The sequence below is a fragment of the Streptomyces crystallinus genome (assembly GCF_039521265.1).
Lineage (GTDB): Bacteria > Actinomycetota > Actinomycetes > Streptomycetales > Streptomycetaceae > Streptomyces > Streptomyces crystallinus.
Window position 1 is genome coordinate 183,730 of record NZ_BAAACA010000039.1, and the last position, 26,052, is coordinate 209,781.

24 protein-coding genes and 2 tRNA genes are annotated in these 26,052 nt (G+C 70.2%); 21 read left to right on the forward strand and 5 right to left on the reverse strand.

Translation table 11 applies throughout. From position 1 onward, the window contains the following. Nucleotides 1-37 precede the first annotated feature (37 nt). Entirely contained in the window at nucleotides 38-1,099 is a 1,062-nt protein-coding gene (locus tag ABD236_RS28150) for a bifunctional DNA primase/polymerase (protein ID WP_344078318.1), read from the reverse strand. A 503-nt stretch (nucleotides 1,100-1,602) separates the two neighbouring features. On the opposite strand from ABD236_RS28150, the gene ABD236_RS28155 reads away from it, so the two are divergent. The 9 genes from ABD236_RS28155 to ABD236_RS28195 all read left to right on the forward strand — a co-directional run bounded on the left by ABD236_RS28155 (nucleotide 1,603) and on the right by ABD236_RS28195 (nucleotide 10,878). Next, nucleotides 1,603-1,908: a hypothetical protein gene (locus ABD236_RS28155; protein WP_344078320.1), complete on the forward strand. Its 306-nt coding sequence runs from the start codon at nucleotides 1,603-1,605 to the stop codon at nucleotides 1,906-1,908. A 320-nt stretch (nucleotides 1,909-2,228) separates the two neighbouring features. After that, the gene (locus ABD236_RS28160; RefSeq protein WP_344078322.1) at nucleotides 2,229-3,440 is read left to right on the forward strand and encodes an acyl-CoA dehydrogenase family protein; all 1,212 of its coding nucleotides are present in this window, start codon (nucleotides 2,229-2,231) and stop codon (nucleotides 3,438-3,440) included. 198 nt (nucleotides 3,441-3,638) lie between these two features. After that, nucleotides 3,639-4,592: a bifunctional MaoC family dehydratase N-terminal/OB-fold nucleic acid binding domain-containing protein gene (locus ABD236_RS28165; protein WP_425543975.1), complete on the forward strand. Its 954-nt coding sequence runs from the start codon at nucleotides 3,639-3,641 to the stop codon at nucleotides 4,590-4,592. Next, nucleotides 4,592-5,647: an acyl-CoA dehydrogenase family protein gene (locus ABD236_RS28170; protein ID WP_344078324.1), complete on the forward strand. Its 1,056-nt coding sequence runs from the start codon at nucleotides 4,592-4,594 to the stop codon at nucleotides 5,645-5,647. Before ABD236_RS28165 ends, ABD236_RS28170 begins: the two co-directional genes overlap by 1 nt. After that, complete coding sequence (locus ABD236_RS28175; protein ID WP_344078326.1) at nucleotides 5,644-6,060, forward strand: MaoC family dehydratase; 417 nt, start codon at nucleotides 5,644-5,646, stop codon at nucleotides 6,058-6,060. Before ABD236_RS28170 ends, ABD236_RS28175 begins: the two co-directional genes overlap by 4 nt. Then, on the forward strand, nucleotides 6,057-7,223 hold the full coding sequence (locus ABD236_RS28180) for a lipid-transfer protein (RefSeq protein ID WP_344078328.1): 1,167 nt from the start codon (nucleotides 6,057-6,059) through the stop codon (nucleotides 7,221-7,223). The genes ABD236_RS28175 and ABD236_RS28180 overlap by 4 nt, the downstream gene beginning before the upstream one ends. A 183-nt stretch (nucleotides 7,224-7,406) precedes the next feature. Then, nucleotides 7,407-8,393 carry a DUF1906 domain-containing protein gene (locus ABD236_RS28185; protein ID WP_344078330.1) on the forward strand — a complete coding sequence of 329 codons (987 nt, stop codon included), beginning with the start codon at nucleotides 7,407-7,409 and terminating at the stop codon, nucleotides 8,391-8,393. Nucleotides 8,394-8,517: 124 nt separating this feature from the next. After that, nucleotides 8,518-9,054, forward strand: a complete 537-nt coding sequence (locus ABD236_RS28190) for a SigE family RNA polymerase sigma factor (protein ID WP_344078332.1) — start codon at nucleotides 8,518-8,520, stop codon at nucleotides 9,052-9,054. A gap of 168 nt (nucleotides 9,055-9,222) precedes the next feature. Next, nucleotides 9,223-10,878, forward strand: a complete 1,656-nt coding sequence (locus ABD236_RS28195) for a long-chain fatty acid--CoA ligase (protein ID WP_344078334.1) — start codon at nucleotides 9,223-9,225, stop codon at nucleotides 10,876-10,878. 186 nt (nucleotides 10,879-11,064) lie between these two features. Here ABD236_RS28195 and ABD236_RS28200 read toward each other — a convergent pair whose 3' ends face one another. After that, nucleotides 11,065-15,087: a hybrid sensor histidine kinase/response regulator gene (locus ABD236_RS28200; protein WP_344078336.1), complete on the reverse strand. Its 4,023-nt coding sequence runs from the start codon at nucleotides 15,085-15,087 to the stop codon at nucleotides 11,065-11,067. 254 nt (nucleotides 15,088-15,341) lie between these two features. Then, entirely contained in the window at nucleotides 15,342-15,803 is a 462-nt protein-coding gene (locus tag ABD236_RS28205; protein ID WP_344078338.1) for an SSI family serine proteinase inhibitor, read from the reverse strand. Between the two features lie 386 nt (nucleotides 15,804-16,189). Here ABD236_RS28205 and ABD236_RS28210 point away from each other — a divergent pair. Next, nucleotides 16,190-16,283, forward strand: a tRNA-Ser gene (locus ABD236_RS28210). 380 nt (nucleotides 16,284-16,663) lie between these two features. Continuing rightward, a tRNA-Arg gene (locus tag ABD236_RS28215) sits at nucleotides 16,664-16,736 on the forward strand. 137 nt (nucleotides 16,737-16,873) lie between these two features. Here the strand turns inward: ABD236_RS28215 and ABD236_RS28220 are convergent. Further along, nucleotides 16,874-17,659: a GntR family transcriptional regulator gene (locus ABD236_RS28220; RefSeq protein WP_344078340.1), complete on the reverse strand. Its 786-nt coding sequence runs from the start codon at nucleotides 17,657-17,659 to the stop codon at nucleotides 16,874-16,876. A gap of 88 nt (nucleotides 17,660-17,747) precedes the next feature. Here ABD236_RS28220 and ABD236_RS28225 point away from each other — a divergent pair, with 88 nt between their 5' ends. From ABD236_RS28225 to ABD236_RS35100, 6 genes are all read left to right on the forward strand, one after another. Next, nucleotides 17,748-18,188, forward strand: a complete 441-nt coding sequence (locus ABD236_RS28225) for an NUDIX hydrolase (RefSeq protein WP_344078343.1) — start codon at nucleotides 17,748-17,750, stop codon at nucleotides 18,186-18,188. Nucleotides 18,189-18,243: 55 nt separating this feature from the next. Beyond that, on the forward strand, nucleotides 18,244-18,633 hold the full coding sequence (locus tag ABD236_RS28230; protein ID WP_344078345.1) for an ATP-binding protein: 390 nt from the start codon (nucleotides 18,244-18,246) through the stop codon (nucleotides 18,631-18,633). Then, the gene (locus tag ABD236_RS28235; protein ID WP_344078347.1) at nucleotides 18,627-18,959 is read left to right on the forward strand and encodes a hypothetical protein; all 333 of its coding nucleotides are present in this window, start codon (nucleotides 18,627-18,629) and stop codon (nucleotides 18,957-18,959) included. The genes ABD236_RS28230 and ABD236_RS28235 overlap by 7 nt, the downstream gene beginning before the upstream one ends. A gap of 651 nt (nucleotides 18,960-19,610) precedes the next feature. After that, nucleotides 19,611-20,051 (forward strand): TIR domain-containing protein, encoded by a 441-nt coding sequence (locus tag ABD236_RS28240; protein ID WP_425543976.1) that lies wholly within the window; start codon nucleotides 19,611-19,613, stop codon nucleotides 20,049-20,051. Between the two features lie 2 nt (nucleotides 20,052-20,053). Further along, nucleotides 20,054-20,908 carry a macro domain-containing protein gene (locus ABD236_RS28245; protein WP_344078351.1) on the forward strand — a complete coding sequence of 285 codons (855 nt, stop codon included), beginning with the start codon at nucleotides 20,054-20,056 and terminating at the stop codon, nucleotides 20,906-20,908. Nucleotides 20,909-20,910: 2 nt separating this feature from the next. After that, nucleotides 20,911-21,342, forward strand: a complete 432-nt coding sequence (locus ABD236_RS35100; RefSeq protein ID WP_425543977.1) for an HIT family protein — start codon at nucleotides 20,911-20,913, stop codon at nucleotides 21,340-21,342. A gap of 79 nt (nucleotides 21,343-21,421) precedes the next feature. Here the strand turns inward: ABD236_RS35100 and ABD236_RS28250 are convergent, their stop codons facing one another. After that, nucleotides 21,422-22,219 carry a toll/interleukin-1 receptor domain-containing protein gene (locus ABD236_RS28250; protein WP_344078353.1) on the reverse strand — a complete coding sequence of 266 codons (798 nt, stop codon included), beginning with the start codon at nucleotides 22,217-22,219 and terminating at the stop codon, nucleotides 21,422-21,424. A 528-nt stretch (nucleotides 22,220-22,747) separates the two neighbouring features. On the opposite strand from ABD236_RS28250, the gene ABD236_RS28255 reads away from it, so the two are divergent. The 4 genes from ABD236_RS28255 to ABD236_RS28270 all read left to right on the forward strand — a co-directional run bounded on the left by ABD236_RS28255 (nucleotide 22,748) and on the right by ABD236_RS28270 (nucleotide 25,928). Next, complete coding sequence (locus tag ABD236_RS28255) at nucleotides 22,748-23,626, forward strand: DUF2797 domain-containing protein (RefSeq protein ID WP_344078355.1); 879 nt, start codon at nucleotides 22,748-22,750, stop codon at nucleotides 23,624-23,626. Nucleotides 23,627-23,726: 100 nt separating this feature from the next. Continuing rightward, a complete protein-coding gene (locus ABD236_RS28260) occupies nucleotides 23,727-24,158 on the forward strand; it encodes an antibiotic biosynthesis monooxygenase family protein (protein WP_344078357.1) in 432 nt (143 codons plus the stop codon). Beyond that, the gene (locus ABD236_RS28265) at nucleotides 24,118-25,086 is read left to right on the forward strand and encodes an amidohydrolase family protein (RefSeq protein ID WP_425543979.1); all 969 of its coding nucleotides are present in this window, start codon (nucleotides 24,118-24,120) and stop codon (nucleotides 25,084-25,086) included. The genes ABD236_RS28260 and ABD236_RS28265 overlap by 41 nt, the downstream gene beginning before the upstream one ends. 104 nt (nucleotides 25,087-25,190) lie before the next feature. Continuing rightward, the gene (locus ABD236_RS28270) at nucleotides 25,191-25,928 is read left to right on the forward strand and encodes a response regulator transcription factor (RefSeq protein WP_344078359.1); all 738 of its coding nucleotides are present in this window, start codon (nucleotides 25,191-25,193) and stop codon (nucleotides 25,926-25,928) included. Nucleotides 25,929-26,052 lie beyond the last annotated feature (124 nt).

A 26,052-nucleotide genomic window follows, 5' to 3' on the forward strand; every position in this document is an offset into this window, starting at 1 on the left:
ACGTCGTCTACGTACGAGACAGCCCGCCCTCTCAGTTTCAGTACGCGGTCGTCAGCCGCGCCGCCGACGCGATCGTCGCCCGTGCCTCCCGCTCGGTGAGTCCGGTGCGGACCGCGGCGGCGGTGAGGCGGTCGGCCAGGGCGTCGCCGAACCCGTTCTCGTAGGCGCGGCAGGCGGCCCAGAAGAGGCGCGTGTTGCGCTGGCCCTCGTGAGCGGCGAGGACGAACTGGACCAGCCCTTGGCCCCGGTCCGCGCCGTACGCCCGGGCGTGGTGGGCGCGTACCGGGGGCGTGAGCAGATCGAGGAGCGCGCCGGGGCAGGGCGCGGGTGCCAGATGGGCCGTGCCCGGGGCGAGCCGGTAGACGCCGTGGCTGGTCAGCGAGCCGGGGCCGACCAGATAGCCGCCCGCGCCCCGGACGTCGATACCCGGCGCGAGCCGGCTGGCCGAGTTGGGTACGACCCGGTCCGGCGGACCCGTCAGCCAGATGTGCCGCCCGCCGCTCGGTGTGATCACGACGACCGTCTCCGGAATCGTGAACAGGTGCCGCAGCGCCAGATGTTGGAGGGCCGCCACCGACTCGGGCGGCGGGTCGGCGGCCGGCGGCATGAAGGGCGAGGGAGGCGACGGCGGCGACGGCCGCATGCCGCCGGGCTCGCGCTGCGGCGGCACCGACCACCGCTCCGCCGCCCCCACCGGCGCGTCCGCCCTCTGCCCCGCGGCCGGCCGCGCCCCCGTTCCCACCGGTGCGTCGGCCGTCCCGTGTTCCCCGTGCCCCCCGTGCCCGGGCTTCATCGTGTCCAGGTCGATGCCGATGAGGTTGTGGGGCGGCCGGCCGCAAGCGATCCCGTACCCGGTGGCCCAGGGCGCGGCCGCGAACAGCGCGCGTACGGCCGTGGGGTCCGTGGTCGCGTCGTGCACCCCGTGCCCCGGCAGCCCGCACTCGCCCCGGCAGAGGGCGGGCTGCGGCTCGTCACGGTGCGGCGAGCGCAGCGCGGGGAGCTTCGAACGGGACAGGGGGATGACGGGGAGCCCCCGCTCGGCGACGGAGAGGGCGTGGGCGAGGGCCAGGGTGGAGGCATGCCGGTCGATGGTGGCCATGCCTTCCATGTTCGTACGAGTGTTCGAAAAAGGGAAGCGGGAAACGGCTTGGGTTCGAACGGGGCCGGGGAGCGTGCGGTGTGCGCGGCGAGGTGGGCGGCGCAGGGGTGTCCCCGCCCCGGGATATGGGGGCTGGAGCTGTGTCTGCGGGCCCGGCTGGGGCTGGAGGGGGGAGTGCGGCGGGTGGGGTACGGCGGTCTGTCACCCCGATGACGGTCGAGTGGCGCGGAAGATTGGCCGAAAATGCGCAGAAACGCTTCTCCTCGCCTGGTGGCGGGTGTGTGGCGCGGTGCGCCTGGGTCGGCAGACGATTTCTGGGGCTTTGGAAGCACGTTGGTGGTTTATCGACATGTCATCACGCTTGCGAGCGAAACGCGCCGACTGGGCTGGTTCGCCGGGGATTCGGTGGGCAACTCTGATCTCGCGACGTCGCAGCAGCGTCCGGGGCGGTCGGCCAACTTCCCTGGAACAAGCCGTACTTCTGGTTCCTGGAGGAAATAGACATGGCAAGCATCCGCACCGCCCGCGTCCTCGCCGCCGTCGCCGCCCTGCCTCTGGCAGTGGGCCTCTTCACGGGGGTGGCCGCCGCGGACAACGGCTCCTTCGCGGACCACGGATCGAACGCGGCAGTGGCGACCGTCAGCGGGAGCGGCGTCGGACACGACAACAACGGGAACTCGTCCACCACGCAGCAGCAGGCCGTGGGCTCCGGCGCCTCGAACCAGAGCAACACCGCCCAGGTGAACGGATCCGCCTTCACGGCGATCCGTCAGGACAACGTGTCGGTCAACTTCACCAACCTCTGGTGAGCCGGGGCCCCTCGGGGTCGGGGTCAGTGGGGTGAACGACTGCCCGGGTGGCGGCGCTGCGGCGCGGCTGCCCGGGCGGTTCTGTGTCTGGGGTTTGTGTGGCGGTGGGGCGCGGGCTCAGGCGTGCACAGCGGTGCGTGCACATGCACGAAGGTTCGGTGCGTGCACCTGCGCGCGGGTTCGGTGCGAGCGCACGCAAGGCTCTGTCGTGGTCGTGGTCGTGGTCGCGCGCGAGCAAGAGCATTGACACGGCGGCCGTATCTGACGGACAGTCAGAAACCCGACCCATCGCGCACGCCCGGACCCCGGAGGCCGCCGCCGTGCACCTCGCTCCGACCGAACGCCAGCAGCGTCTGCGTGACGAACTCCGTACGTACTTCCGAGGCCTGATGGCGGAGGCCCCCGGGCCCATGGGCCCCTCGCAAGGCGGCGATCCGGCCGATCTCGATCCCGATTCCGATCCCGATTCCGAAGCCCACCGCGCCCTCCTCCGCCGGATCGGCGCCGACGGGATGCTGGGGCTCGGCTGGCCCGTCGAGTACGGCGGCCAGGGACGCGGCCCGGACGAGCAGTTCGTCTTCTTCGACGAGGCCTACCGCGCGGGCGCCCCCGTCTCGATGGTCACGCTGAACACGGTCGGCCCGACCCTGATGCGTTACGGGACCGAGGAACAGAAGGCGTACTTCCTGCCCCGGATCCTCTCCGGCGAGCTCGTCTTCGCGATCGGCTACAGCGAGCCGGAGGCCGGGACCGACCTCGCGGCGCTGCGAACGCGGGCCGTACGGGACGGCGAGGACTGGCTGATCGACGGCCAGAAGATCTTCACCTCCAACGCCCAGAACGCCGACTGGATCTGGCTCGCCTGCCGTACGGACCCGTCGGCGCCCAAGCACAAGGGCATCTCGATCATCCTGGTCCCGACCGCCGCGCCGGGCTTCTCATGGACGCCGATCCACACCGTCGGGGGTCTGACCACCACGGCGACGTACTACGACGGGATCCGCGTTCCGGGCGGGAACCTGGTGGGTGAGGAGAACGGCGGCTGGGGGCTGATCACCAACCAGCTCAATCACGAGCGGGTCGCGCTCGCCGCGATCGGGATGCAGGCCGAGGAGTTCTTCGAGGCGGCGCTGGCCCGCGCCAGTACCCCCGATCCGGTGACGGGGCGGCGCAGGGTTGACGAGCCCTGGGTGCGTTCCAAGGTCGCCGAGACTCATGCCCGGCTGGCGGCGAACCGCCTGCTCAACTGGCGTTTGGTGGGGGATGTGGGGGCGGGTTCGCTGGCCCCCGGCGACGCGAGCGGCGTGAAGTTCATGGGAACCGAATCGGCCGTCGAGGTGTATCGAATGTGCCAGGAGATCACGGGGGAAGCGGCGCTGGTGCGGGGAGGTTCGCCGGGCGCCGTGGGGGACGGGGAGCTGGAGCGGATGAACAGGGCGGCACAGATCAACACGTTCGGGGGCGGGGTGAGCGAGGTGCAGCGGGAGATCGTCGCGACGATGCGGCTCGGGATGAAGAGGGGGCGGAGGTAGGTGAGCGCGAACGTGTCCGGGCGTGGGAGTGAGAGTGGGCGTGGGCGGGATGCGCGTGGGCGGGGTGCGCGTGGGGAGGAGCCGTCCGCGAGTGGGAGTGGGGGTGGGCTGACCGGACCACCCGGCCTCGGGGAGCTGTCTGAACGTCCGGACGCCGGTGGGCTGTACCCGCGCCTGAAGGCGTACGAAGGGAGGTCGGTGGCGACCGAGGGCGTGGGCAAGGACCTCGTCAACGAGCCGATGATCAGGCACTGGTGCGAGGCTATGGGCGACACCAACCCGGCCTACCGGGGGCCGGACGCGATCGCGCCGCCGACCATGCTCCAGGCCTGGACGATGGGCGGTCTCTCGGGGCACTCGGACCGCTCGGGAGTCCACGACGAGCTGTTCGCGCTGCTCGACGGCGCCGGGTTCACCTCGGTGGTCGCGACCGACTGCGAGCAGGAGTACCTACGGGAGCTGCGCCCGGGCGACCGGATCACCTATGACTCGATGATCGAGACGGTCTCCGAGCGGAAGACCACCAAGCTGGGTACGGGTCACTTCATCACCACGCGCATGGACGTGCGGGCGAACGGCGAGCTCGCGGGCACCCACCGATTCCGGATCCTCAAGTACGCCCCGGCGCGCCGCAAGCCCCGGGGGCAGCGGCCGAGACCGGTGGTGAACAGGGACAACGCCGGCTTCTGGGACGGCGTCGCCGCCCACAAACTGCTGATCCAGCGCTGCACCGGCTGCGGTGAGCTGCGCTTCCCCTGGCTGCCGGGGTGCAACGGATGCGGGGCGGCCGACTGGGACACGGTGGAGGCGAGCGGCGCCGGGACGGTGTTCTCGTACGTGGTGATGCACCACCCCCGGTTCCCGGGATTCGCCGAGCCCGACACCTCGGGAGCGGGGACGGTGCCGGGGGCCGGGGCGGGGGCGGGCGCCGCTGCTATCGCACCAGCTGGCGCCGAGGGCGAGGGCGACGGCAACGGGTCGGGGCCCTATGCCGTCGGGCTGATCGAGCTGGCCGAGGGCGTGCGGATGATCAGCAATGTGGTGGGGGTGCCCTACGACAAGGTGCGGATCGGGATGCCCGTGCGCCTGGAGTTCCTCCGCGTGGACGAGGAGTGGGAGCTGCCGGTGTTCCGAGGGGGTGAGGGTGGCTGATGGACTTCACCCCCACCGAGGAGCAGACCGCGGTCCAGGAGCTGGCCGGGGAGATCTTCGCGGACCTCTCCACCCATGAACGCCTCACCGCCGCCCGGACCGGCACGGACGTCGAACTGTGGAAGGCCCTGTGCGGCGCGGGACTTCCCGCGGCCGTCGAGGAGACGGGGCTGCTCGGCCTGGTCCTCGCCCTGGAGGAGCAGGGCCGGACCACCGCCCAGGTGCCGTTCGCGGTGAGCTGTGTCTACGGAGTCCTGGCCGTGGCCGCCCACGGAACCCGGGAGCAACGCGAGCGGCTGCTCCCGGCTCTGAGGGACGGCACGGCGGTGGCGACCGGCGCTTTCCCCGCGCGCGGGGAAGTGCGGGCCTCGGCGGAAGAGGGGCCGACGGCCGAGCTGACCGGGGTCGTGCCGGTGGTCCCCTGGCTGAGGGAGGCCACGCACGTCCTGGTGCCGGACGCGAGCCGGGCGCTGTGGTGGATACGGACGGGAGCACCCGGGGTCCGGACGGAACCGGTCGAGACGACGGCGCCCTGGTCGGCCGGGCGGCTCACGCTCTCGGGAGCGCGGGGCGAGCGGGTCGGCGGGCCGGGCCCGGGGACGTACGAGGACGTGCTGGCGGCGGCCCGTACCGCCTTCGCGGGGCTCCAGAGCGGGGTGTGCGCCGGGTCGCTGCACCGGGCGGTGGAGCACACCAACACCCGAGAGCAGTTCGGGCGGCCGCTCGCGACCCATCAGGCGGTCCAGCTGCGGGCGGCCGACGCGTACATGGAGATCGAGGCGATACGGGTGACCTCGTACGAGGCGGCCTGGCGGCGCGACGAGGGGCTGCCGTACCGCACGCACGCGCTGACGGCGGCCTGGTGGGCGTCCGAGGCGGGAAGGAGGGTCGTCCACACGGGCCAGCATCTGCACGGCGGGCTCGGCGCGGATCTGGAGCACCCGGTGCACCGGCACTTCCTGTGGGGACGCCAGATCGACGCGTATCTGGGGTGTGGCGCCGAACTGCTGGAGGAGCTGGGCGGATTGATCGTCGAAGGGGAGGGCGTGGCATGAAGGTGGGCGACGAGCTGCCACCGCTGGAGATCCCGGTCACCCGGACGCTGATAGTCGCCGGGGCCGTGGCCTCCCGCGACTACCAGGACGTGCACCACGACGCGGTGCTCGCCCAGGAGAAGGGGTCCCCGGACATCTTCATGAACATCCTGACCACCAACGGCCTGGTCGGGCGGTACATCACCGATCACTTCGGCCCGGCGGCGCAGCTGCGCGCGGTGCGGATACGGCTGGGGGCGCCCAACCACCCCGGCGACACCATGACGTTGACGGGCACGGTCACCGCCGTGGAGGCGGACACGGCGGAGGTACGGGTGGTGGGGGCGAACGGGCTGGGTCACCACGTCACCGGGACCGTGACCGTCGCGTTCCCCCGGGGCGGGAAGAGCGGCGCCGGGGAGGTGGCGGGATGAGCGTGCGGCGGGCCGACTCGCTCGGGGGGAAGGCGGCGATCGTCGGGATAGGGGCGACCGAGTTCTCCAAGGACTCGGGCCGCAGTGAGCTGAAGCTCGCCGTGGAGGCGGTGCGGGCCGCGCTCGACGACGCCGGGCTCACCCCCGACGACGTCGACGGCATGGTCACCTTCACCATGGACACCAGCCCCGAGATCACGGTGGCGCAGGCGGCCGGCATCGGCGAGCTGTCGTTCTTCTCGCGGATCCACTACGGCGGCGGGGCCGCGTGCGCGACCGTGCAGCAGGCCGCGCTCGCGGTGGCCTCAGGGGTGGCGGAAGTGGTCGTCTGCTACCGGGCGTTCAACGAGCGCTCCGGGCGGCGGTTCGGGTCGGGGGTGCGGCAGCGGGAGCCGTCCGCCGAGGGGGCGGCGCTCGGCTGGTCCCTGCCGTTCGGGCTGCTCACCCCGGCCTCCTGGGTCGCCATGGCCGCCCAGCGTTATCTGCACACGTACGGTCTGACGCCCGAGGCGTTCGGGCAGGTGGCCGTCGTCGACCGGCGCCACGCGGCGACCAACCCGGCGGCGTACTTCTACGGCAGGCCGATCACGCTCGCCGACCACGCCGCCTCGCGCTGGATAGTGGAGCCGCTGCGGCTGCTGGACTGCTGCCAGGAGACGGACGGCGGCCAGGCGGTCGTCGTCACGACGGCCGAGCGGGCGCGGGACCTGCGCCGCCCGCCCGCCGTGATCACCGCGGCCGCGCAGGGGGCGGGCCGCAGACAGGAGGGGATGACGAGTTTCTACCGGGACGGGCTGACCGGGCTGCCCGAGATGGGCGTGGTGGCGCGCCAGCTCTGGCGGACGTCCGGGCTCACTCCGGGGGAGGTCGACGTGGCGATCCTGTACGACCACTTCACGCCGTTCGTGCTGATGCAACTGGAGGAGTTCGGGTTCTGCGGGCCGGGGGAGGCGGCGGACTTCGTGGCGGCGGACACGCTGCCGCTGAACACCCACGGAGGACAGCTGGGGGAGGCGTATCTGCACGGCATGAACGGGATAGCGGAGGCGGTCCGACAGGTCAGGGGGCTGGCGGTCAATCAGATACCGGGCGCCGAGCGGGTGCTGGTGACGGCGGGTACGGGGGTGCCCACCTCCGGGCTGGTGCTGAGCGCGGACGGCTGATCAGTGCGGCGGGGCGGCTGAAGCGCCGCACGCGGACGGTTGATCACGTCGGCCAGGGCGAATGCCGCACCGCGCGCGGACGGCTGAAACCTACGCACACGGAAGGATGATCTTGTCCACGGACGGCTGAGGCACGGGCCTCGAGCGGTGGCCGGGCGGAGCTGACGGCCTTTCACTCGCCTTATGTACAGCCTTACATCGACCCGGCCCTGGTATCTGGGCATCGTCACGCCACCGCTCGCCGTGGCCACCACGCTCGCCGCTCTGCTGACGCTGAGCCCCACCGCGTCGGCCGCGCCGGCGCCCGGCGCCACGACGGCCGCCACCGCGCCGGAGGCGTCCTGGGACGCCGAGGCGGCGGAGTCCGCCGAGTCCGTCGGCGCCACCGGCGTCGCCGAGGCCGTCGCCGCTCCGGCGGACACCGTGGACAGCCCGGCGGTGCTGGCGCGAGCCGTGCACTTCAAGGGGGCGGCGTTCGACACCTGCCAGGCGCCGCCGCTGACGACGATGAAGGCCTGGCGGTCCTCGTCGTACGGCGGGGTGGGCGTCTACTTCGCGGGGCGCGGGCGCGGCTGCCCGAACCAGCACCACCTCAGCCGTAGCTGGCTGGCGAGCGTGCACGGGATGGGCTGGCGGGTGTTGCCGATCTTCGTCGGCTCGCAGTCGCCGTGTGTGCGGTCGGCGGCGAAGCAGAAGGTGCGGATGAGCAGCGGCTCGGCGGCGCAGGGCCGCAGCGAGGGGAGGCAGGCGGCCGAGGCGGCCGGAAAGCTGGGGATCCATCCTGGCAGTGCGCTCTATCTGGACATGGAGGCGTACGACGCGAACAACGCGGGGTGCGCACGGACGACGCTGGCGTTCGTGCGGGCCTGGAACCGCGAGGTGCGCGGCCAGGGCTATCTGCCCGGGTTCTACAGCAGCGCCGCCTCCGGGGTGCGGCACATGGAGCAGGCCAGACGGGCCGGGCAGTCCGACCTGCCGTCGGTGATGTGGTTCGCGCGGTGGGGCTCGGGGCCGTCCCTGAACGGGGAGCCGAGCCTGCACGCGGACGCCTGGCGGCCGCACCGGCGTATCCACCAGTACGCGGGGAACGTGACCGAGACGCACGGCGGGCGCCGGCTCGTGGTGGACCGGAACACGGTGGACGCCCCGGTCGCGCGGCTCCAACCCTGACGAGTAGGGGGGCGCCCTCCACCTTCAGGAGGTGCAGCCAGCCCTACCCGTACAACCTGAGAGGGACCCGGCTTCGCGACCTGGGGCCGATCCGTGGCGTAGCGGGCGCTCCTAGCGTGGAGGTATGACCACGCCTGTCTGCAACAGTGCCTCCCGGGCGGCGACGCCGTACCCGTCGTTCGCCTCGTACATGCGGGCCAGAGGCCCCGTGCTGCTGCGCACCGCGCGCTCGCTGACCGCGAACCCGAGCGACGCCGAGGACCTGCTGCAGACGGCCCTCACCAAGACGTACGTCGCCTGGGACCGGATCGAGGACCACCGGGCCCTCGACGGCTATGTGCGCCGTGCGCTCCTCAACACGCGGACCTCGCAGTGGCGCAAGCGCAAGGTGGACGAGTTCGCCTGCGACGAGCTGCCCGAGCCGGAGGCGGTGCCCGAGCCGGACCCGGCCGACCAGCAGGTCCTGCACGACGCGATGTGGCGCGCCGTGATGAAGCTGCCGGACCGCCAGCGGGCGATGGTGGTGCTGCGGTACTACGAGGACCTCAGCGAGGCGCAGACCGCCGAGGTGCTGGGAGTCTCCGTGGGCACGGTGAAGAGTGCGGTCTCCCGGGCGCTGGGCAAGCTCCGCGAGGACCCGGAGCTCGCCCCCGTCCGCTGAGCGGAGACCGGCCGCCGACATCCGGCGGAGCGGCCCGCACACCGCGTGACCTTGGTCTCGTGGGTGATTCATTACCTCCGGGTAGTGACATACCGCGCGGTACGTGAGCAGAATCAGCACACCCCTATCGCCACGTGGGCGCACCGTAGCGCCCTCCGGGAGGCCGCCGTGCTGAGCACCATGCAGGACGTACCGCTGCTGATCTCGCGGATCCTGACCCACGGGTCGACGATCCACGGCAAGTCGCAGGTCACGACCTGGACCGGCGAGGCGGAGCCACGGCGCCGCAGCTTCGCCGAAATCGGCGGCAGGGCCGCACAGCTGGCACACGCCCTGCGCGAGCTCGGGGTCGAGGACGGTCAGGCGACCGCCACCCTGATGTGGAACAACGCCGAGCACGTCGAGGCGTATCTCGCGATCCCCTCCATGGGCGCGGTGCTGCACACCCTGAACCTGCGGCTGCCGGCTGAGCAGCTGATCTGGATCGTCAACCACGCCGCCGACCGCGTGGTCATCGTCAACGGTTCGCTGCTGCCGCTGCTCGCCCCGCTGCTGCCGCATCTGCCGACCGTCGAGCACATCGTGGTGTCCGGCCCCGGTGACCGTTCGCTGCTGGACGACATCGACGGCGCGGGGCCGCAGGTGCACGAGTACGAGGAGCTGCTCGCGGGCCGCCCGACCTCGTACGACTGGCCGCAGCTGGACGAGCGCACCGCCGCCGCCATGTGCTACACCTCCGGCACGACGGGCGACCCCAAGGGCGTCGTCTACTCGCACCGCTCGGTCTATCTGCACTCGATGCAGGTCAACATGGCCGAGTCGATGGGGCTCACCGACAAGGACACCACCCTGGTCGTGGTGCCGCAGTTCCATGTGAACGCCTGGGGTCTGCCGCACGCGACCTTCATGACCGGCGTCAGCATGCTGATGCCGGACCGCTTCCTCCAGCCCGCGCCGCTCGCCGAGATGATCGAGACCGAGAAGCCCACCCACGCCGCCGCCGTGCCGACCATCTGGCAGGGGCTGCTCGCCGAGGTCACCGCGCGGCCCCGGGACCTCTCCTCGATGGCGAAGGTGACCATCGGCGGCGCGGCCTGTCCGCCGTCGCTGATGGAGGCGTACGACAAGCTGGGCGTCCGGCTCTGCCACGCGTGGGGCATGACCGAGACCTCGCCGCTGGGCACCATGGCCAACCCGCCGGCCGGGCTCACGGCCGAGGAGGAGTGGCCGTACCGGGTCACCCAGGGACGCTTCCCGGCGGGCGTCGAGGCGCGGCTGACCGGCCCCGGCGGGGAACTCCTGCCCTGGGACAACGAGTCGGCGGGCGAGTTGGAGGTCCGGGGCACCTGGATCGCGGGCGCGTACTACGGCGGCGCGGGCGGCGAGGACTTCCGCCCCGCCGACAAGTTCAGCGAGGACGGCTGGCTGAAGACCGGTGACGTCGGTGTGATCAGCCCCGAGGGCTTTCTGACGCTCACTGACCGGGCCAAGGACGTCATCAAGTCGGGCGGCGAGTGGATCTCCTCGGTCGACCTGGAGAACGCCCTGATGGCACACCCCGAGGTCGCCGAGGCCGCCGTCGTGGCGGTGCCCGACGAGAAGTGGGGCGAGCGCCCGCTGGCCACCGTCGTGCTGAAGCCGGGCGCGAGCGCCGACTACGCGGCCCTGAAGGAGTTCCTCGCCAGGTCGGTCGCGAAGTGGCAGCTGCCGGAGCGGTGGACGATCGTCGAGTCGGTGCCCAAGACCAGCGTCGGGAAGTTCGACAAGAAGGTGATCCGCAAGCAGTACGCGGACGGGGAGCTGGACGTCACCGAGCTGCGCTGACGCTTGGCCCTTGAGCGGGCCGCAGTCCGTTGAGCCCCCGAGGGGCATGTTTCACGTGAAACATGCCCCGCGAGCGGCGAGCGGCCCCGGTGAGGCGGAACAACAGTGGGGGTCGGAACAACAGCGGGGGCTGGTGGGTGTTTCACGTGAAACACCCACCAGCCCCCAACCGCGTCTCCGTCGGCCCTAGTTCGTACCGATCTTCGCGAGCAGGTCGACGATCCGGCCCTGGACCTCGGCACTGGTCGAGCGCTCGGCCAGGAACAGCACCGTCTCCCCCGCCGACAGCTTCGGCAGCTCCGGCTGGTTGAGGCCCGCCGAGGTGTAGACGACGAGCGGGGTGTGGTTCAACTGCCCGTTCGCGCGCAGCCAGTCGACGATCCCGGCGCGGCGGCGGCGTACCTGCATCAGATCCATCACGACCAGGTTCGGCCGCATCTGCCCCGCCAGCGTCACGGCCTCGGTGTCGGTGGCGGCGCGGGCGACCTGCATTCCGCGCCGCTCCAGCGTGGCCGTGAGCGCGAGGGCGATCTCCTCGTGCTCCTCGATCAGCAGCACCCGGGGCGGATGCTGCTCGCTGTCGCGCGGGGCGAGGGCCTTGAGGAGCACGGCGGGGTCGGCGCCGTACGCCGCCTCACGCGTCGCCTGTCCGAGCCCGGCCGTCACCAGCACCGGCACCTCGGCGGCGACGGCCGCCTGGCGCAGGGACTGGAGCGCGGTACGGGTGATCGGCCCGGTCAGCGGGTCGACGAAGAGCGCGGCGGGGAAGGCCGCGATCTGGGCGTCCACCTCCTCGCGGGAGTGCACCACGACGGGCCGGTAGCCCCGGTCGCTGAGCGCCTGCTGGGTGGAGACGTCGGGCGCGGGCCACACCAGCAGCCGACGCGGGTTGTCGAGCGGCTCGGGCGGCAGCTCGTCGTCGACGGGCTGCGGGTGCGGCCGGTTGGCGACCTCGACGGCGCCCCCGGGCCCGTCCAGCGGCTCGGGGCCCTCGGCGCCCTCGTCCGGTGCCCCTATGGCGTACGCGCGCCCCTGCCCCTCCGAGGGGGGCGACATCAGCGACGTGGGCGACGGGCCGGGGCGCTCGGCCTCGGCGGTTGCGGCCGCGCGCTCGGCCTCGGAGGGCGTGCCGAGCTTGCGGCGCCGGCCCGAGCCGGAGGAGCCCGGGGTCTGCTGGGCGAAGGGCACACCCTGGCCCAGCGTGCGCACGCTGATGGAGCGGCCCTGGGAGGCGTCGTCCGGCATCGGAGCGGCCTCGGCGGGCAGCGGCTGGCGGGCGGGCTGCGGTGCCGGACCCCCCGCGGTCTCCGGCCCGTTCGCCGGAACCGCGCCGCCGACGGCCCACGCGGGCGGCTGCTCGACGGGGTGCGGCTGCGGCGGGGTGTGCTCGTCGAGGGCCGGGTTGCGTACGGCGTCGTGCTGTCCGGGACCGGCCGGGCGCGCCTGACCGCCCTGGGAGGCCTGCGCGGGTCCGTTGGCCAGGGGCCGGTGAGCGGGGGCCGGGGTGGCGGTCCCGCCGCTCTGGCCGGGGCCGTTCGCCAAGGGGCGGTGGGCCGGGGCCGAGGTGGCCGGGAGGGGTTGGTGCGGATCGGGGACCCCGGGGCGGTTCGGGTCCACGGGGATGCCGGTGCCCTGGCCGGGAGCCGCTCCGGGAAGCCCGAGGGGCCTGCCGGGACCGGCTTGCTGGGGCCGCTCGGCCTCGGCCGGGCCGGAAGGGGGTGTGGCGCCGGGGCTGTTGAAGCCCTCGGGCCGGGCCGGGCGGTCGGCGTCGGCGGGCGGAAGCGCGAACGCCGTGCGCACGGCGCCCTCCGCGGCCTCGGGGGCGGCCGCGAGAGCCCTGCGGGCACGGCGGCCACCGGGGCCCGTCTCAGGGGTGGGCGCTTCCGGATGCGGGTCCGGCTGCGCCTCGCCGCCGGAGGCGGGCAGGCTGCGGCGGGCGCGGCGGCCCGAGGGAGCGACCGGGTCCGCCGCCATGCCCTGCGGAGGGACGGTCTCGCTCAGTGCCGCAGGGCGTCCGGAGGGCTGGCCGGCACTCTCGGCGGCCGTGACGACAGCGCCCTCGGAGGGCGCGGCGTTGTCCTCGGCGGGGCTGGGGCGCCCACGCCGCCGCCCCGTTCCGGAGGGGCCGCTGTCGCCGGAGGGCGCGGCACCCTGGCCGACGCCCGAAGTGGCGTCACCGGGGCCGCCGGTGGGGCCGCCGGGGGCGAAGGGGAGCGCGCCGCCCGGCGCGTTCTGGCCGGTCGTGGAGGCCTCGGTGCCCGGCATACCGGTGGCCGGGCCGTTCGGCGTCCCGCCGGAGGGGCCGCCGGGCCCGAAGGGGTGGCCGCCGGAGGGGCTGTCGGGCGTGCCGCCGGACGGGCCCGCTCCCGGGGCGCCCGGTCCCGTACCGGAGCCCGTGCTGGCACCGGGACCGGCGCCGCCGCCCTCGCCCGTCTGCTGCGCGGGGATACGCTCGAGGGCCGCCGGGGAAGCGGCCGCCGGGTCGACCGGCCGGTCCTCCTGGACGCGCGCCCGGCGGCGGCCGGTGGGGGACTTCTCCTCCTCGACGGGGCTCTCCAGGAACGCGTCCGTGGAGGCCCGCCGCGCGCGGCGGCGGCCCGAGCCGGTCGGCTGGGCCGGCTGCTGGACGGGCACCACCGCGACCTCGGCCGCGACGGGCTCGGGCACCGAACCCGCGCCCTCCCCCAGCGGCACCTCCAGGACGTACGCGCTGCCGCTCATCCCCGGCACCTCGACCGTCTGGAGCACCCCGCCGTGGGCCTCCACGATGCCCCGGACGATGGGCTCGTGGACCGGGTCGCCTCCCGCGTAGGGCCCGCGCACCTCGATGCGTACGACCTCGCCGCGCACGGCCGCCGCGACGACGACCGTGGAGTCCATATAGCCACCGGCGGCGACCGGCGCGTTGCCCGTGGCGTCGACGCCCGCGACGTCCGCCACCAGGTGCGCCAGCGCCGTGGAGAGCCGTACGGGGTCGATCTCGGCCTCGATCGGGGGCGCGTGCACGGCGAACTGGGCCCGGCCGGGCCCGATCAGCTCGACGGCGCCCTCGACGCCCGCCGCGACCACGTTCCCGACCAGCACCTTCGCCTTCTTCAGCTCCTCCGTGCCGGAGTCGAGCCGCTGATAGGCGAGCACGTTGTCGACGAGGGTGGTCATCCGGGCGTACCCGGCGGCCAGATGGTGCAGCACCTGGTTGGCCTCGGGCCACAGCTGGCCCGCGTCGTCCGCCGCCAGCGTGGACAGCTCCCGGCGCAGCTCGTCCAGCGGCCCGCGCAGCGAGCCGCCGAGCACCGAGAGCAGCTGCTGGTGGCGCGCGGCCAGCGCGTCGTAGCGGGAGGTCTCGCGCTCCAGGACCTCCCGGTGCTTCTTGGCCTGGTCCTCGTACGGGCGCCGGTCGGTGAACGTCATCACCGCGCCCACCAGCAGGTCCCCGTCCCGTACCGGCGCGGTCGTCAGATCGACGGGCACCGCCGCGCCGCTCTTCGCCCACAGCACCTGGCCGCGCACCCGGTGCTTGCGGCCGGACTTCAGGGTGTCGGCGAGCGGGCTCTCCTCGTACGCGAACGGCTCGCCGTCGGCGCGCGAGTGCAGCACCAGCGGGTGCAGCTCCTGGCCGCCGAGGTCGCTGGCGCGGTAGCCGAGGATCTGCGCGGCGGCCGGGTTGACCAGGACGACCCGGCCCTCGGTGTCGGTGCCGACCACGCCCTCCGCCGCCGCACGCAGGATCATCTCGGTCTGCCGCTGCGAACGGGCGAGCTCCGCCTCGGTGTCGACGGTTCCGGAGAGGTCGCGGACGACGATCATGAGGAGTTCGTCGCCGGAGTAGTGCGCGCCGGCGCCTCCGTAGGAGGAGGACGGCGAGGCGTACGCGTCGCGGCCGTCCTCCAGGTTGGCGCTGGTCACCTCGACGGGGAACTCGCTGCCGTCGGTGCGCCGGGCCACCATCCGGGTCGGCTTGGTGCGGCCCTGCTCGTCCTCGGCCTCGGGCCGGCGCATCGAGCCGGGGATGAGCTTGGAGTCGAAGAAGGGCAGCAGGTCGAGCACGCCCCGCCCCACGAGACCCGTCCCCGGGGACTCGAACATCTCCAGGGCGATGGTGTTCGCGTTGACGACCGTGCCGTTGCAGTTGACGAGTACGAGCCCGTCCGGAAGGGCGTCAAGTATGGCTGCGAGGCGAGCAGCGCCTCGGGATGGCCTGCTGCTCACGACGACGCTTCCTCCCTGAACCACTGCACCTTGCGGCCTGTCACTGGGAGGGAGTCTAAAGGCAGGGGATGTGCGCGCGACGGCGGATGAGGGGGAGCTCTCACCAATGTTCTGTGACCACGGCGTATGCCGGGAGATTGCGCCGACGGGGTGGGGCGCGCCCGGCTCCCGCCCCGGGGCCGCGTGCTTCGGGCGCCCCGTCGGCGCGCTCACCGCCTCGCCGTCCGAGCCCTCACCGAACCTTCACCGGACACTCACCGGGCTCCGGGCAGGACCGGCACGAACCTGTCCCACCGCGCGATCTGGCAGCCGTCGAGCCGCTTGTACGTGGCGTCCACATCCTGTCCGGCCCAGGTGCCGGTGACATGGGCGGTGGCCCGGCCGCCGTAGACCATCGTGCACTGCGCGTCCGCCGGTACGGGCGCGAACGGGTCCTTGCCCCAGGTGGTGAGCTTCTCCAGCCGCTCGCACGCCTGCATGATCTGCGGGTGATTGCCGCCGGGGTGCGGGTGGCACTCCAGCTTGTACGTGCCGTCGGTCTCCCCGTTGTGTTCGACGGTGAGCGTGAGGTGGTCGTGGTGGCCGCCGCTGCTCCCGCTGTCGAGAAGGGGGAGCGGGGGCAGCGGCAGCGGGGCGGCCGCTAAGGCCGGGGGCGCGGCGGCGAGGGCGGCCGTGGCGGTGGTGGTGAGCGCGGTGACGACGAGACGACGCAGCATGCGGGGCTCCACGGGGTGGACGGGGTGGGTCCGGCCCCACCGGGGGTGAACGGATTCGCCATGACTAACGCGCCGGGGGGCCGGGCGTTGCGCATGGACTCTTCGGTCCCGGTCCCGGTCCCGGCCCTGGTCCCGGTCCCGGTGCCGGCTCCTGTGCCGGGCCCGGTGCCCGCTCCTGTGCCGGGCCCTTCCCGGAACCCCCTGCCGGGCCCGCCCCGGCCCGCCTCGACCCCAGCCCGACTCGGGCCCGGCGGCCGGAAATCATGGGTCCACTAACGCTTTGCTCTGGCGGCCACCTGCCTAGTACCGTGGGGTCCGATTGGTGACGCGGAGCAAGGCTGTGTCATCATCTGCACGCACCACTCGCGCACGCGAGCGGGTGTGCTGGAGGCGTCGCCTAGTCCGGTCTATGGCGCCGCACTGCTAATGCGGTTTGGGTCTTAAAGCCCATCGAGGGTTCAAATCCCTCCGCCTCCGCCAGCACAACCCGAAGCCCCGGCCCCACGGCCGGGGCTTCGGTCGTTTCCGGCTCGGTCGTTTCCGGTTCGGTCGTTTCCGGGGTGGCCGGGCTGCTCGCGGAGTGCTGGGGACTGCCTGTCCGGGTGCCGAGCCCGGGCCGGTCATCGCCGCTCGGCTTCCGAAGGCCGCCGCGCGGGCCCAGATCCGGTGACCCCGGTCACATTTCCCCAGTTTCCGACACATCGCCCCCGCCGGGCCCGCTCTCCCGCCCCGGCGCCATACAGGCGTTTCCGCAGGTCAGAAGGGGTGTGGCCAATGGATTTCGCGTCACGGCGCAGGTCATGTAATGTTGTTCCCGCAACGCCGACCGGGAAGAAAAAAACCGGGAAGCAACGCAACAAGCACTCGTAGCTTAACGGATAGAGCATCTGACTACGGATCAGAAGGTTGCAGGTTCGAATCCTGCCGAGTGCACAACAGGCCAGAGGCCCCGGACGAAAGTCCGGGGCCTCTGGCGTTTCTTGGATGCCCAGCCAGTCGGCGGCAGCACGCAACCTTCTCTCCTTCCTCTTCGGAAGCGTCAGGCTGCCCCTCCCGCCCCCAGGGAGCTCTCAGGTGGCGGGGAGTTGGTAGGCGAGGACGAAGGCGTCGGCCGCCATGACGGTGTCGCAGACTTCGACGGCGCGGCCCTCGCTGTCGTACGCGGTGCGGATGAGGTGGATGACGGGGACGCCGGGTGCGAGGTGGAGGGTGCGTGCTTCGTGCGGGGAGGGCATGCGGGCGCGGATCTCCTCGTCGAAGTGGTCGAGGCGGTGGCCCTTCTCCTCCAGGCGGGCGTAGATGCCGCCGGGGCCCGGGTTGGGCTCGGCGATCTGGGTCCCGCGCGCGATGTCGAGCGGGAGGTACGAGGTCGCGAACTCGACCGGGCGGCCGTCGACGAGATAGCGGCGACGGCGGGCGAGGACCTTGCGCGGGGAGCCGAGGCGGGCGGCGACGTCCTGCGAGGGTTTCTCTTCCTTCACCTCCAGGCCGTCGACCTCGGAGTGCACGCCTGAGGCTTCGGCCTCGACCGTGAAGGCGGACTTGCCTTGATCACGGTGGCGGCGGGCGAACCGGTCGGAGGCGAGACGGCGAACCGGCGGCCGGGGTCGCACGAAGACACCCTTGCCGTGTTCGGAGACCGCGAGCCCTTCACCCTGGAGGATGGAGAGGGCGTTGCGAACGGTCATGCGGGAGACGCCGTAGTGCTCGACGAGTTCAGTCTCCGAGGGCAGCTTGTCGCCTTCGCGGAAGCGGCCTTTGTCGATGGATTCGCGCAGGTGGTCGGCGACCTGGCGGAAGACGGCGCGGTCGCTGGTGGGGTCCAGCGCGCCCAGAAGGCCGGACGGGAGAGCCATGCGCGTACTCCTTTAGATATCTAGACGAGCAGGCGACCTGGGTCGCTAGGGTGACGAGCGTAGCCAGACTCGAGAGGGCACGAGGAACGTGAACACCGGTCGCACTGATCGCCCGCACTCCGTCAGCGTCGCTGGCGTCATCGTGGATGACGCGGGCCGCGCGTTGCTGATCCGGCGGCGGGACAACGGTAAGTGGGAGCCGCCCGGCGGCGTGGTCGAACGCGAGGAATCCCTTCCCGAGGCGTTGCAGCGTGAAGTCCTTGAGGAAACCGGTATCAAGATCGCCCTCCCGGCGGTGTTGACCGGTGTGTACAAGAACATGACCGGCCTGATCGTCTCCTTGGTCTTCCGCTGCGAAGCCATCGACGGCGCTCCCACGGTCGGCGACGAGACCCGCGCACTGCGGTGGGTCACCCGTGAGGAAGTTGTCGAGCTCGCCGACGAGGCGTACGCGATCCGCGTCCTGGACGCACTGGATCGCATGTCCCCGCCGGCCGTCCGCGCACACGACGGCGTTCGACTCATCTAGCACGAGCCCCGTGAAACCACGGCCATGGGCCGCCTACCAGCACGGAGTAACTTGTATGGACGAGTATACGAGTAGAGCGGGAGTCTGGAGACTGATCTGCCCAGGTTCCCCGGAAGAAGTTGCCCGCGCCCGGCGCTGGACCCGGGATGTCTTACGGGCGCACCCCCGGGTCGACGACGTGGTTCTGGTCGTGAGCGAGCTGGGGACTAATGCGTTGACGCACACGGTGGGGGATGCGCTGCGGGTCATGCTCACGGTGACCGAGGGCCGGGTGACCGTGGCGGTCACGGACTCGGGCGGAACCCCGCAGGGCCCGAAAGTCACCGAGGCGGCCGAAGAGGCCATCCATGGCCGGGGGTTGAGCATCGTCATGGCGCTCGCGCACCGCCTGGCAGTCACGGGCGACGAGACGGGGCGCACGGTCACGGCGGAGCTCCCGTGGTGAGGGCCCCGGGGTTCCTGTGCGAGTTCTCGATCGAGCGCCGCGATACAGGGGAGCGCGTCAACCAGGCCGCCCTGGAGGTCGACTCGGTGGAGGCGGCGGTGCGCTGGATACGGATCGCGGTGCGGATGGCACTGCCGGGGTTCGAGGGGGAGGCGCTGCGGGCGGCGCGGGCGTTCCTGGCGCACGGGCGGAAGACGGAACGAGAGCTCCGCGAAAAGCAGCTGACAACCCTGACCCTGGTCCAGGGCTCTCTGACCATCGTGTGGCTGATCAGCCCGATAGCGGCGGGCGAGCGCCAACGAATCTGCGTATGGCCCTGGGCTTGATCTTGGGCCTGAGTAACAACTTTCTCTACAGGTTCAAGGCGGCTCGCTCCGCTCCCCGCGCGCGGCCCGGCCCCCGGCCGGGCCTGCGCTCCTGTCTCCGCCCCGCTCTGGCCCGGCCGGCGCCCGTGCCGCGCGCATGGCGATCAGCCGCCATCAGAGAGTCCCGGTCACGACATGCCTCCGGCGGGGGCGCTCCGACTCCGGGATGAAAGGGGCCTCACGCGGCTGCGGGCAGACAGTGGTGACCGTGGGGGCTCCCATCCCGTCCGCCGTCGGCCCAGGCAGAGCCGAGCAGACGCGGCCCATGGCGGCCAGGTCGTTCGTACAATGGCGCGCTCCACCTGGACGCCATGAACCACGCCCGCTCCACGGTGTGTGGGTCGACGGCGGACGGGATGGGAGCTTTGGGGCCGCGGGCGGTTGAACGAAGGCCGCAGCTAGTGAGGTGGGCGTAGTGAACCGCTCGGTAGGACGCTCTGAAAGCTCCGCATGCTGCCACCAACTCAGTTTTCTTCCCGATTCAGCCATGTCCGGGCTGTAGCTGTGCCTAGAATCCGGACAGCTGCTCGTTGGGACTGGGGAGAAACGTGAGCTATCGCAACAAGACATACGTGGCGTTCGCCAAGCGAGAACATCAGACTGTATCGCCTAATGGAAGCATGGCGAGAGAATGAAAACATTGATTTCAACTTCTACGACGCTCACGATCTCTACATTTCGCGCGACACCAGTCTACCTACGACAATTAAACGCAACCTCCGGCAGCGAATGAGCAACGCAAAGCAAATTGTTCTCATCGGCACCCCCGAGGCCAAAAGGAAAGGCGGAGACGGCACCTCCTTCTTGGCTTACGAGATCGAAATCATGCAAGAGTTCGATCTTCCGATCGTTATCGCGAACCACGACGGCGACAAGGGGGTCGACCGAAACTTCATCCCTAAGCCGCTTCTCGATACAAATTACTACACCCTCTCAGTCGCATTCAGTCCGGCAATTATTAGGTACGCCCTAGACGATTATGCGGCCAATTTCGCGTCGAGCGACAAAAGCGGCCCACATTACTACAAACAAAGCGTTTACGACAGGCTTTAGTGATGCAGCTGAAACGAGATCTCCGCAATCGGCGCTTTTGGCGCAGTTTGGCGACCAACGGCTTCGCTGCCCTCGGTTTCCTCTCTGCCGTGTTGAGTCTGTTTGATCTTTTCTCGCCGAACACCCTTGGAAAGCTCAATCTACCTGAGATTCTGCTCCTACCGGCAGTAGCCCTCGTTTACGCTATTTGGCAGTCTTGGCCATACCCGGTAGAGCAGCACTACTCTTCGCCAGATACGAAGGTGAAGCTGGTCACCGGTGATCTATTCGATCAGGACACCAATCTCGTCATCGGGATGTCAGATTTTTTCGATGTCGAGACCCCACATATTATCGCCGAAAACAGCGTACAAGGACAGTTTCTTAGTCGTGTCTATAGGCATGACGTGCCTGCCCTCAACTCCGATCTCACTTCGGCCCTAGCCGGCAAGACACCGGTAGAGACGGCCGTTGTGAAACCAGGAAAGTCAACCCGGTATGCGCTCGGCACAGTCGCTTGCATTCGCCGCAATCGTACGCATTACTTCTGCGTTGCTTACACGGCCATGGATCAAAATAACAACGTCTCAACAACTATCGGCATCCTATGGGAAGCGTTGGGGAAGCTTTGGGATGAGGTGCGGTCGCGCTCCAACGGCGAACCTGTCGCTGCACCGGTCATCGGTCTTGGTCAATCCGGCATGTCCACCATTCTGCCAATTCAAGACGCTATTCGATTCCTAATCCTTTCTTTCATGTTCGCATCTCGGCAGCAGAGAGTATGCGAAGAGTTGATCATCGTCATTCGCCCGCAGGACGAGAAACGGATTGATATGCTAGAGGTCCAGGATTTCCTGCAATCGCTGAAGAAGTCCTAGGGATGAGCCATCTCGTGGTTCCTGACGCGCACCCATGCGCATTCTGCGACTACCTGACGGGTAATCGCCCGTTCACAATTCTCCACCGAGAAAGCTTGGCCGCTATCCTTGTTCCACGAGAACAGCGCGGTATCTCTCACCTGCTGGTAATAACGACGCGCCACGCTCCAACGCTTCTAGACCTTCACGAGGCTGAGGCGCACGCAGTAATCGATCTGCTCCAGAGAGCTTCTAGAGCCATTGACAAAACTGATCGACGACCAGGGATCAGCGTGTGGCAAAATAACGGAATCGATGCATACCAAGCGATCCCGCATTTTCACTTTCACGTGGCAGGCACAATTGAAAGTGGGGGCACAAACTGGAACGACGTTCCTGAACTAAGCATCATTGAAACAGATCGCATTGCTGAGCGGCTACGACCGAATTTCTAAGCACTGAGCCGCGATGATGCTCACATGCGCATCTACGACCGGTGACGGCTAATGAGAACACTCGTCCCGCGTCTTGATGTTAGCCGCCCTGAAGCATTCCGCGTGTGGCCCTCTTGAATTTTTGCACTGCTTCACTCCAGAAGGGCAAAGGGAGGACAAATCCAGCATCGGAAAGCATTTCGTGTAGCTCGTCAAAGACAGCATCCACCTCAGCGTCTGACCCAAGTTGGCGCATTTTTACATCTCCGACCGCTCTAGTGGCTTCAAAGATGTCAAGAGGTGGGACCACCAAGGGGTACGTTGGTTTGTTTAGAACCCATGCTGCGCCAAGTTCCATCAGGCAGTATGGTCTAGTCAAGAATTTCTCGCTAATGAGCTCGATCACTACGGCTGAATTGGCCAAGGTTTCCTGAAGGTGACGGCGCACGCTACGCCCGACTGGAATGCCGGTGGAATTTTCCGAAGAGAAGAATATTCTGCGGTTTGAGGCACCGCCAAGAATTAGGTGATCCTTTAAGGCTGCAGCTAACTCGCGGTCTGCCGATGCATGGCTGATGAAGACCGACTTGTCAGAACTCATCTCGTTCCTAGATGGTTGGGCAGCGGTGAACTCTACGGCACTCTGTGCCGAATCCTCGAGTAGCGTCAACCGGAAATGATCTGCTGCAGCACTTAGGACTAGATCAACTCTTCCCTGAGCCTCAGCCGCTCGGATCGCTGAGTTGATCTTGGCTTTCTTGCCGGCCATCCGGCCGGGGCGATGATACGCCTCACTCAGGCCGTATGCGGAGAAGAAGGTGTCTGTGTCTGCCCCGGGGAGATCAGCGAGAGCGTCTACTAGATCCAGCCGAAGTCTCCCAGACCACCTGCCATCCATGGGGTGATCGTACTGCCGTGGTGATGGAACTGTCTCCCCTTTCGTGCACTTGTGCCTGTTAAGCGATCATGATCTGCCTAACTGTGGGACAGCCTCACCGAAGAGCGGCGGACGACCGTGAACGCGGACGGACGATCAGCACAGTTGAGATGCGCACCGGCCCAAGGCAGCAGCGCACCCGCGTCGTTTCGTGCTTCGCGATCACAGAAGGCTGGTCGCAACGATCACGACTTGCGGTACAGCAGCGAAGTACAGCAACCACAGCAACCGACCACGACCGACAGCCACTCTGAGCAACCGAACGACGGCCTCTACGGCCCGCGTTGACCGATCTCTGTAGAGCTACGGATCAGAAGGTTGCAGGTTCGAATCCTGCCGAGTGCACAGGCGAAAGGCCCCCGGAGAGATCCGGGGGCCTTTCTCGTATGCCCGTCGACCCCTCGGCCCCTCGGCCCGTTGTCCACCGTGGCCCTCGTGGCTGGACCACCTCACCCCCCGTTGTCAGTACCCCCCGCTACCGTCGAAGACATGGCTGGGGTCTGGCGCAGTGGTGGGGTTCGTTGGGGGGACGGTGGGGCTGGGCTGGTGTGGGTTGGGGAGGGGCGGGCTCGGCGGGTCAGTCCGATCGTGGGCGGTGGGGACATCGCGTTTCGGGTCGTTGGGGAGCGGACCTGTGTCGGGGCACGGGGGAATCCCTGCCCCGGTGGGCTCGTCGTCGCTCGGGGGAGTGGGAACGCGCGGTGTGCGGAGTGTGCGCGGCTCGATCGGGTGGGGTCCGTTGCCGCTGATGGGGTGCCTGATGATCCTCGGGTCTATCGCGTCTATCTCGCCTGGTTCGGGCCGGGGCTCGTGAAGGTCGGGATCACCGCCGAGGAGCGGGAGGGCGCGCGGCTGCGGGAGCAGGGGGCCGTCTGCTTCTCCTGGCTCGGGCGCGGGCCGCTCATGGCCGCCCGGCGCTGCGAGGAGCTGCTGCGGGCCGCCCTGGGGGTGCCCGATCGTGTCTCGTACGAGCAGAAGCGGCTGGTCAGGGCCTCGCTTCCCGGGAGCGGGGAGCGACAGGGCGAGGTGCGTGCGCTGCACGCGCGCGCCGCCGGGCTCGGAGGGTGGCCCGAGTCGCTGGAGCCGCTGCCTTGTCGGGTCGTCGACCATGGTCCTCTCTTCGGGCTCGATCGGCTCGTGCCCGCCCACGGCGTCGTGCGTGAGCTCGTGCCCGACGGGGTCGTCGGCGGGCGCGTTCTCGCCGCCGCCGGGCCCGATCTCCATCTGGAGGCCGGGCAGGGGCGCGTCGTCGTCCTGGACACGCGGCTCATGAGCGGATGGGGGCTCGCGGCCGCGCCCGCCGGCAGCGGGATCACCGTCCCCGTCCGGGCGCTCCGGACCCCTGACGTGCAGGACCAGCTGTGGTAGCGCCCTGTTCGCCAACGATGGTCAAGACTTGGATCCCCTTTGGATCCCTTCGAGTAAGGACCCTGGACACGTACGCCGCTGACACCCGAAGGTGGGGCGCATGAGCGATCACCTTGTGGCCGGCCTTGTCGCCGGTATCGAACCGCCTTACTACGCCGTCGTGTTCACCTCTCTGCGCACCGAAGGCGACCGGGGGTACGGCGAGACGGCCGACCTCATGAAGAGACTCGTCGAGGAGATACCGGGCTACCTCGGATACGAGTCCGCGCGTAACCCGGGCGGCCTGGGCATCACCGTCGGGTACTTCCGCGACGAGGACGCCATCGCCGCCTGGCGCTCGCGGCTGGAGCACCAGCGCGCGCAGAAGCAGGGGCGCGCCGAGTGGTACGAGAGCTACAGCGTCCATGTCGCCAAGGTCGAGCGGAGCTACAGCTTCCAGCGGCCGGCCGCCGAAGGGGACTCCGCCCGTGCTGCTGACGCGGGCTCCGTCCATGCCGCCGACGCGGACTCCGCCCGTGCCGCCGGCCGCTGAGACCCCGGCGGCCGCTGAGGCCACCCCGCAGGTCGCCCCCGCCCCTGAAGCCACCGCCGTACGCGCCTTCGCCGAGCGCCTCCGGCTGCCCGGGCTCGTCGACGTGCACACGCACTTCATGCCCGATCGCGTCCTGAAGAAGGTCTGGGCGTACTTCGACTCGGCCGGGCCGCTCACCGGAGTGGAGTGGCCCATCGCGTACCGCGAGGAGGAGGCGCGGCGCGTCGAGCTGCTCGGCGAGTTCGGTGTGCGCGCCTTCACCGCGATGCTCTATCCGCACAAGGCGGACATGGCACGCTGGCTCAACGGCTGGGCCGTCGACTTCGCGCACCGTACGCCCGGCTGCCTCCACACTGCCACCTTCTTCCCGGAGGAAGGCGCGGGGGAGTATGTCGAGGAGGCGATCGGAGCCGGGGCGCGGGTGTTCAAAGCGCATATCCAGGTCGGCGGTTACGACCCCAACGACCCCCTCCTCGACCCCGTGTGGGGCGCGCTCGCCGACGCCGCCGTGCCCGTCGTGGCGCACTGCGGTTCCGGGCCCGCGCCCGGCAAGCACACCGGGCCCGAGCCCATCGCCCGGTTGCTCGCCCGGCACCCCCGGCTGCGGCTGATCGTGGCGCACATGGGGATGCCGGAGTACACGGACTTCATGGCGCTCGCCGACGCGTACGAGGGGGTCATGCTCGACACGACCATGGCGTTCACCGACTTCAGCGAGCGCTTCGCGCCCTTCCCGGCGGACGCGCTGCCCCGGCTGCGCGACCTCGGCGACCGGGTGCTGCTCGGCTCGGACTTCCCCAACATCCCGTACGGCTATCTCCACCAGCTCGAATCGCTCGAAAGGTTGGGGCTGGGGGATGAGTGGTTGCGGGGCGTCTGCCATGGCAACGGGGCACGGCTGTTCGGGCTCCCGGACCCCGGTCGCTAGGAGCCCGGGCGCCAGCCCCTCCCCAAGAGACTCGCGCCCCCTTTCTCAGGAAATTCACAGGAACGCGCAAGGACGTTCTCAGGGGGCGCTCACAGGGTGGTCGTATGACCACCATCTCCCCCCAGGGGCGTACCGAATTGCTGAGGCCGGACGGGACCGCCGTCCGGGTGCTCGTCGTGGACGACGAGGCTCCGCTCAGCGAGCTGCTGTCCATGGCGCTGCGCTACGAGGGGTGGCAGGTGCGCAGCGCCGGGGACGGGGCCGGCGCGGTGCGGGCCGCCCGGGAGTTCCGGCCCGACGCGGTCGTCCTCGACATCATGCTGCCCGACATGGACGGGCTCGCCGTGCTCGGGCGGCTGCGGCGCGAACTCCCGGACGTGCCCGTGCTGTTCCTCACCGCCAAGGACGCGGTCGAGGACCGGATCGCGGGGCTCACCGCGGGCGGCGACGACTACGTCACCAAGCCGTTCTCGCTCGAGGAGGTGGTGGCCCGGCTGCGCGGGCTGATCCGCCGCTCGGGCAGCGCTGCCGTACGGAGCGAGTCGCTGCTGGTCGTGGGGGACCTCACGCTCGACGAGGACAGCCACGACGTGACCCGGGGCGGGGTGAACATCCACCTCACCGCCACCGAGTTCGAGCTGCTGCGCTATCTGATGCGCAACCCGCGCCGGGTGCTCAGCAAGGCGCAGATCCTCGACCGGGTCTGGTCGTACGACTTCGGCGGCCAGGCCAACGTCGTGGAGCTGTACATCTCGTATCTGCGGCGGAAGATCGACGCGGGGCGGTCGCCGATGATCCACACCCGGCGTGGGGCCGGGTACCTCATCAAGCCCGGTGAGTGACCGGCGCCCCCTCCGGGCCCGCCACCCCGTCCGGGCCCGCCACACCCCCCGGCCCTGGACCCTGCGCCCCCGGCCCAGCCGGGCCCGCCGCCCCCGGCCCTGGACCCTGCGCCCCCGGCCCGTC